General features: G+C 63.2%; 8 protein-coding genes. 7 read left to right on the top strand and 1 reads right to left on the bottom strand.

From position 1 onward, the window contains the following. The coding region (locus QZ292_RS08805; protein ID WP_294600648.1) for a hypothetical protein at positions 1–215 on the top strand (215 nt) is incomplete at its 5' end. A 123-nt stretch (positions 216–338) separates the two neighbouring features. Here QZ292_RS08805 and QZ292_RS08800 read toward each other — a convergent pair. Beyond that, the gene (locus tag QZ292_RS08800) at positions 339–500 is read right to left on the bottom strand and encodes a hypothetical protein (RefSeq protein ID WP_294600646.1); all 162 of its coding nucleotides are present in this window, start codon (positions 498–500) and stop codon (positions 339–341) included. A 167-nt stretch (positions 501–667) separates the two neighbouring features. Between QZ292_RS08800 and QZ292_RS08795 the strand changes: the two genes are divergently transcribed. From QZ292_RS08795 to QZ292_RS08770, 6 genes are read left to right on the top strand one after another with little or no spacing between them, the layout of a single operon-like run. Beyond that, complete coding sequence (locus QZ292_RS08795) at positions 668–2,029, top strand: TolC family protein (RefSeq protein WP_294600644.1); 1,362 nt, start codon at positions 668–670, stop codon at positions 2,027–2,029. Between the two features lie 48 nt (positions 2,030–2,077). Further along, complete coding sequence (locus QZ292_RS08790) at positions 2,078–3,319, top strand: efflux RND transporter periplasmic adaptor subunit (protein WP_294600642.1); 1,242 nt, start codon at positions 2,078–2,080, stop codon at positions 3,317–3,319. A gap of 25 nt (positions 3,320–3,344) precedes the next feature. Continuing rightward, positions 3,345–4,082, top strand: a complete 738-nt coding sequence (gene tsaB, locus QZ292_RS08785) for a tRNA (adenosine(37)-N6)-threonylcarbamoyltransferase complex dimerization subunit type 1 TsaB (RefSeq protein WP_294600640.1) — start codon at positions 3,345–3,347, stop codon at positions 4,080–4,082. A 2-nt stretch (positions 4,083–4,084) separates the two neighbouring features. Continuing rightward, the gene (locus QZ292_RS08780) at positions 4,085–5,038 is read left to right on the top strand and encodes an ABC transporter ATP-binding protein (RefSeq protein ID WP_294600638.1); all 954 of its coding nucleotides are present in this window, start codon (positions 4,085–4,087) and stop codon (positions 5,036–5,038) included. A 5-nt stretch (positions 5,039–5,043) separates the two neighbouring features. After that, complete coding sequence (locus QZ292_RS08775; RefSeq protein ID WP_294600650.1) at positions 5,044–5,772, top strand: ABC transporter ATP-binding protein; 729 nt, start codon at positions 5,044–5,046, stop codon at positions 5,770–5,772. Next, on the top strand, positions 5,769–6,908 hold the full coding sequence (locus QZ292_RS08770; protein ID WP_294600636.1) for an ABC transporter permease: 1,140 nt from the start codon (positions 5,769–5,771) through the stop codon (positions 6,906–6,908). Before QZ292_RS08775 ends, QZ292_RS08770 begins: the two co-directional genes overlap by 4 nt. Positions 6,909–7,196 lie beyond the last annotated feature (288 nt).

The raw sequence follows: 7,196 nt of genomic DNA, 5'->3' as shown, positions 1-7,196 counted from the left end.
GCGGGCCGTACGCCTCCCCCCGCGGGAGGCCCGCATTTCGCTACGCTCGTTCGGTACTCCCGCAGGCTTCGGCCCGCGTGATCCTGCGGGTCGCAGTCTTGTTTGTGTCGCGCGCCTTGGTAAATTTTGTTTCAGTCGCCCGCAGGAATTTCATCTCGATTTTGCTCACCGCAAAACGAGTGAAATCCCTCTTTACGCGGGCGGGCGACTGCTGAGCTTCGACTGGCCTCGGGCCGGCCGGGCCCCGCGTGCCCGCGGTGGGCAGATAGCCGGGGCAGCCCAACTCTCAGTGTAACGGATAGGGTAGAGGCTGTCAGCAAAAGACGCTGTGCGTCCGTTTATTCCGAGAGGTAACGCAACTGAAGAGCGTGGCCGCGGTAGTCCGCGGTGCTGGGGGTGAGGCTCGCCACGCTGAAACCCAAGTACAAACTACGGTAGTGGTCGCCCGAATCGTAGGATGTGGACGACCAACTATACCCGGCGTTGTCGATGCCCCACAATGTACCCGCATTGCCACTGCGGCTGCCCGGGGCGGGGCCGCGGTCTGTCGGAACCGGACGAAGTGTCCGATTTTTCGGCGAAATCCGTTTTTTGTGCCGTCGGAACGATAAAAATGCCTATCTTGCATAATTATAATCGCTGTCGGAAGATGAAAATTCGTTGTGGAATGATAGCGGCCGCCGCCGGAATCATGCTGGTGGGGGAAACGCCTGTGTGCGGAGGAGAAGTGTGGGATATCGCGCAGTGTATCCGCCATGCCGTGGAACACAATATTCAGGTCAGACAGGGCTGGAATGTCGTTGAGAGCGCACGCGTCGATCGTCAGCAGACCCGGCTCAACTACCTCCCCAACCTCAATGCCGGACTCGGGTATAACGCCTCGTTCGGCCGGTCGCTCGACCCGACCACCTATAACTACGTCTCGGGGCAGACCGTGCAGAACGCCAGCGGGAACTTGTCGCTGAGCACCACCCTGTTTGCCGGGATGCAGAAACTCCATAACCTGCGGCGGGCCGAGTTCAATCTCGCCGCATCCGTGCAGGAGGTCGAGCGGATCAAGGACGAGATTACCATCGCCGTGGCGGCCGCTTACCTGCAAGTGCTGTACAACAGAGAGCAGGTCGCCGTTTCGGAGAACCGGGTGGCGACCATCGAACGGCAGATCGAACGGACGGCCAAACTGGTCGATGCCGGCTCCCTGCCGATCGGAAATCGGCTGGAGCTCGAGGCGCAGCTGGCGGCCGAGCAGTATAATCTCGTGAACTATCGGAACCAGCGGGTCAACTCCGTGCTGACCCTGACCCAGCTGTTGGAGCTGCGCGACGTGCCCGAATTCGAGGTGGCGGTGCCGGACAGCGCCGTGCTGGCAGCCGCGATGGAGGGGCAGCAGCTGCGCGAAGTCGGAGAGATCTACGGCATGGCATTGAGTCTGCCCCGGATCGAAGTCGTCAAATGGCAGCGGAAAGTCGCCGAGCAGGACGTCGCGCTGGCACGGGCCCGCTACTATCCGTCGCTCGGCTTCGGCGCCAGCTACGGGAGCAGCTGGTCGGACGCGCGGCTCAAACCCCAGCTGGGGACGGACGGGAAGCCGTACTACACGAAATATCCCTTCTTCGAACAGTTGGACGACAACGCCTCGTCGGCCCTGCAGTTCAGCCTCTCGGTACCGATTTTCGGCGGGTTGAACGTGCGGAACGGGGTGCGGAAGGCGAAAATCGGGCTGCGGAATGCCGATCTGGCGGTCAAACAGGCCGAAGACCGGCTCTACAAAGAGATTCAGCAGGCATGGACCGATGCCAGAGGGGCGTGGGAACGCTACCGCTCGGCCGAAAGTAGCGTGGCGTCGAGTGCCGAAGCATTCCGGAACACCGAACAGAAATTCGACGCCGGGGCGGCGACGGCGGTGGACTACAACGTGGCTCAGAACAACCTGGCCGAGGCCCAGTCCTTGATGTTGCAGGCCCGGTACGACTATATTTTCAAGATGAAGATTCTGGACTTCTACCGCGGCGTGGAGATCACGCTCTAAACCGGCGGCGGAGCACAGAGCGAAAACGATACAAACGGAACACAGGATATGGCGAAGAAAAACAAACGGAAACGGCGGCTGATCATTTGGGGCGGCCTGCTGCTGGTGATTATCTTCTGGGTGGTCGGCAAGAAGAGCGGATGGTGGGGCCGTCCGCTGCCCGAGGCGGTGACGGTCGAGCGGCCGGAGGTGCGGACGATCGTCGAGCTGATCTCGGCCAACGGCCGCGTGCAGCCGGTCAGCGAGGTGAAGATTTCGCCCGATGTGTCGGGCGAAATCGTGGAGCTCAACGTCGAGGAGGGGCAGCGGATCGAAAAGGGGAGGCTCTTGTTGAAGATCAAGCCGGACACCTACCAGTCGATGCAGGAGCGGGCCGAAGCTACGCTCAACTCCTCGAAGGCGCAGCTGGAACAGATCCGGGCCCAGCTGGTGCTGGCCGGGCAGACCTATGAGCGGCAGCGGCAGCTGTTCGAACAGAAGGCGATTTCGGAAGCCGACTTCCAGAGCGCCGAGGCGCAGTATCGCGCCTTGCAGGCACAGGTGAGAACCGCAGAGTTCAACATCCGGAGTGCCGAGGCTTCGCTCAAGGAGGCCGCCGAGAACCTCTATAAGACCACTATTTTCGCGCCGAGCGGCGGGACGGTCTCCAAGCTGAACGTCGAGCTCGGCGAGCGGGTCGTGGGGACGGCGACCATGGCCGGGACGGAGATGCTCCGGATCGCCGACCTGTCGCAGATGGAGGTGCGCGCCGATGTGAACGAAAACGACATTGTGCGGGTCGAACTGGGCGACACGGCGGTCGTCGAGGTGGATGCCTATCTGGGGCGGCAGTTCCAGGGAGTGGTGACCCGGATCGCCAATACGGCCACCGGAACGGCGGCTTCGGGACAGGCCACCAATTTCGAGGTGCGGATTTATATCCTTCCGGAGTCGTATGCCGACCTGGTGACGGAGGAGGGCGGCTCGCCTTTCCGGCCGGGGATGTCGGCCTCGGTGGATATCCGGACCGAGACCCGGCGGGCACTCTCGGTGCCCATTCAGGCGGTCACCTCGCGGGCGGAGAACAAAGAGGTGGTTTTCCTCTACGAGGTTGACAGTTCGCGGGTGTGGATGAAACCGGTGAAGACGGGCATTCAGGATCGCCAGTTCATCGAAGTGGAGGCCGATGGGCTGGATACGACGGTTTGGGTGGTGAGCGCGCCGTTCTTAGCAATCTCTAAAAAACTGAACGACGGGATGACGGTGCGGACGACCGCTTCGCTGGCGGCGGATGCGGTGGCGGACAAGTAGTTCGGAAAGATATATAGTTGTAATTATGGCATTGATTCTATCCATCGAGACGGGGACGGAGGTCTGTTCGGTGGCTCTGGCCAAGGACGGCGAGATGATCTCGTTGCGCGAGAGCAGCGGCGAGGGGCGCGCCCATGCCAATCATCTCGCGCTGTACATCGAGGAGGTGCTCCGCGGGAACGATATGGACGCCGACGAACTGGATGCCGTGGCCGTAGGCGGCGGGCCGGGCTCTTATACGGGGCTCCGGATCGGGGTTTCGACGGCCAAGGGGATGTGTTACGCCTTGGGGAAGCCGCTGATTGCGGTCGATTCGCTGCAGGCCTTGGCCTCGATCGCCATGGAGGAGGTGCAGGCGGGAATCGTGCACATCGGAAATCCGGAGACGGCGGTGCTCGCACCGATGATCGACGCCCGGCGGATGGAGGTCTATACCCGGCTGTTCGACACCGGGCTGCGGCCGCTGGGCGAGACCGGGGCGCATATCCTGACCGGAGAGAGCTTTGCCGACATTCTGGCGGCGGGGCGCGAACTGCTGGTCTTCGGGAACGGGGCGCAGAAGTGTGCCGAGCTGTTGCCCGAGGCGACTTTCGTGCGGATCGCCTCGTCGGCCCGCGGGCTGGTGGCGCTGGCCGAGGCGGCGTATCAGGCGGGTGAGTTCGCCGACGTGGCTTACTATGAGCCTTATTATCTGAAAGATTTCGTGGTGACCAGGAGCCGGCGGGATCCGTTGGCCCGGCCGGTGGCGAAAAACGGGAAATAGGCATGATCGAGGTGCGCGACATATCGAAAACCTGGGGCGACGGAACGGTCGCCCTGGAAGAGGTGTCGCTGCGGGTCGAACGGGGGACGATCCACGGCCTGATCGGCGCGGACGGAGCGGGGAAGAGCACGCTGTTCGATATTCTGGTGACCCTCGTGCGGCCGGACGAGGGCGAGGCGGCGGTGGGCGGCTACGACATCCGGTCGGAGTGGCGGGCGGTGCGGCGGACGGTGGGTTATATGCCGTCGAACTTCTCGCTGTACGGCGACCTCTCGGTGCGCGAGAACCTGAACTTTTTCGCCCGCATCTACGGGCGGTCGGCGGGTGATATCGAAGCATCGATGGGAGATATTTGGCGGCAGCTGGAGCCCTTCGAGGGGCGGCCGGCGGCACAGCTGTCGGGAGGGATGAAACAGAAGCTGGCGCTGTGCTGCGCCATGGTGCACGATCCGGCGGTGCTGATGCTCGACGAACCGACGACCGGAGTCGACCCGGTGTCGCGGCGCGAGTTCTGGGAAGCGCTGCGCACGCTGGCGGAGGAGCGGGAGAAGACGGTGCTGGTCTCGACCTCCTATATGGACGAGGCGGCGCGGTGCGACCGGATTACGCTGCTCCACGAGGGGGTGGTGCTCGACGAGCTGGCGCCGGACGAAGTGGCCGGCCACTACCGCGGAACGCTCTACGAGATCGACGGGGGCGACCGGGCGCTCAACGCACAGCTGTTGCAGATCCTGCGCGGCTGGTCGCTTGCCGGCGGCTGCTACTCGGTCGGCGATCGGATCCACCTGAATGTGGTGCTGCCGGGGCTGCGGAGCGAGACGGTGGAGAGCTACCTGCGGGCGCAGGGAGTCGAGGCGGGACGGGTATCGGTCAGGGTGGCCGCGCCGACGGTCGAAGACCTTTTTATCCGGCTCACCTCGGTGTCGGAGGACGATGAAGAGGAGCAGGAGGTGTGATCATCATGGAACAGCAGACCATCATAGCGGAAAAACTGACGCGTCGTTTCGGCGACTTCACGGCGGTGGACGACCTCTCGTTCGACGTCGCGCGGGGCGAAGTGTTCGGTTTTCTGGGGGCCAACGGGGCGGGCAAGACGACAGCCATCCGGATGCTGTGCGGATTGCTGCAGCCGACATCGGGGCGGGCCGTGGTGGCGGGGTACGATGCGGTGCGGGAACCGGAACAGGTCAAACGGCGGATCGGATACATGAGCCAGCGGTTCTCGCTCTACGACGATCTGACGGTGGGCGAGAACCTGCAGCTGTTCGGAGCGATCTACGGCCTCGGACGGCGGGCGCTGCGGGCCCGGACGGATGAACTTTGCGACGGGCTCGGCATGAACGAATTGCGGCACCAGCTGGTCCGGGGATTGCCGCCGGGGTGGAAACAGAAGACGGCGCTGGCGGCCGCCATGCTCCACCGGCCGGAGGTGCTCTTCCTCGACGAGCCGACCGGAGGGGTAGACCCGCTCGAACGGCGGCGGTTCTGGGAGCTGATTCTCGAAGCGGCGGCCGAGGGGACCACGGTGCTCGTGACGACGCACTACCTGGACGAGGCGCTCTACTGCGACCGGACGCTCATCATGGCCGACGGCGAGATGAAGGCCCTGGATCGCCCGGGAGTGCTGATGCGGGAGCACGGGGCGACGGACATGGACGATTTGTTTGAAAAACTGACCCGACGGCGATGAAAAACGGCGTTTTCTGGAGTTTCGTGGCCAAAGAGTGGCGTCACATCCTGCGCGAGCGCAGGACGCTGGTCATGCTGTTCGTCATTCCGCTGGCCCTGGTGCTGCTGTTCGGGTACGTCATCTCGACCGATATCGACCACACGCCGATCGCGGTGCAGGATGCGTCGCACGGCGATCCGCTAGCCTGCAGGCTGGTGGACAAACTGCAGGCGGCCGACCGATTCCGGGTGGTGGCCGAGGTGCGGGGCGACGGCGAGATCGACGAGGTCTTCAAACGGGGGGTGGTGCGGATGGTGGTGGTGATTCCGGCGGATTTCGGCTCGGAGGTGCGGCGGTACGGGGGGACGACGGTGCAGTTGGTGACGGATGCGTCGGATGTGAACATGGCGACGACGGTGATCGGCTATGCGACGGCGGTGGTCGCGGATTTGAATGCGGAACTCAACGCGGCGGTTGCGGCGGCGGGGGGTGTTTCGGCCGGAGGGGCTGTGCGGACGAACGTGCGGATGATGTACAATCCGGAGCTGAAGTCGGCCTATATGTTCGTGCCGGGGGTGATCGCGCTGATCGTGATGATCGTGGCGGCGATGATGACTTCGGTGACGCTGGCGCGCGAGACGGAGACGGGAACGCTCCGGATGCTGACGGTCTCGCCGCTGCGCGGGCGGACGATCGTGCTGGGAAAAGTGGTGCCTTATTTTCTGCTGACGGCGATCAATACGGCGATGATTATGTGTCTGGGAATTTGGGTGTTCGACATGCCGTGCTACGGAAGCGGATGGGGGGTGGCGTTGCTGTGCGGTCTGTTCATTCTGGCGGCGATCGGGCTGGGGGTACTGATTTCGTCGCTGGTGCGGACGCAGCAGTCGGCGCTCACGAGCTCGCTGCTGGGGCTCTTCCTGCCGACGATGCTGCTGTCGGGCTTTATCTATCCGATCACCAACATGCCGCAGGTGTTGCAGTGGATCTGCCGGTGTGTGCCGGCGACGTGGTTTATCGAGGGGGTCAAGGGGCTGATGCTCAAGGGACAGCCGGTGGCGGATGTGGCGGTGCCGCTGGGGATATTGGGGGGAATGGCGGTCTTGTTGCTGGGGCTGGCTCTGCGGCTCTTTATCCGTTCCGAGCGGCCGCAGTGATTGTTTGTTTTTCGTGTCTACCCGCATGGAACCGTACCTTTTCTGAAGAAAAGGTACCCAAAAGACTTTTAGTTAGCTACGCTACTCCTTAGGCTCCGCAGTCCTCAGTCTTCGAAAGTCTTTTGGGTCGGGGTTCTCCGGGGCGGTGCCGCGGGCACTCCGAGATGGCCGCCTCTACCCTAAGAGTGCCCGCGCGCCCCGGAAGAATCCCCGGCCCAAAGAAAAGTCCGAGGATTGGGCCGCCGGCAGCTTTAGGATGCGTAAGCATCCTCTAAAGTTTTTCTGGTT

Origin of the sequence: uncultured Rikenella sp. (genome assembly GCF_910577125.1) — a bacterium.
Lineage (GTDB): Bacteria > Bacteroidota > Bacteroidia > Bacteroidales > Rikenellaceae > Rikenella.
This window is presented reverse-complemented; position numbering and strand designations above follow the sequence as displayed.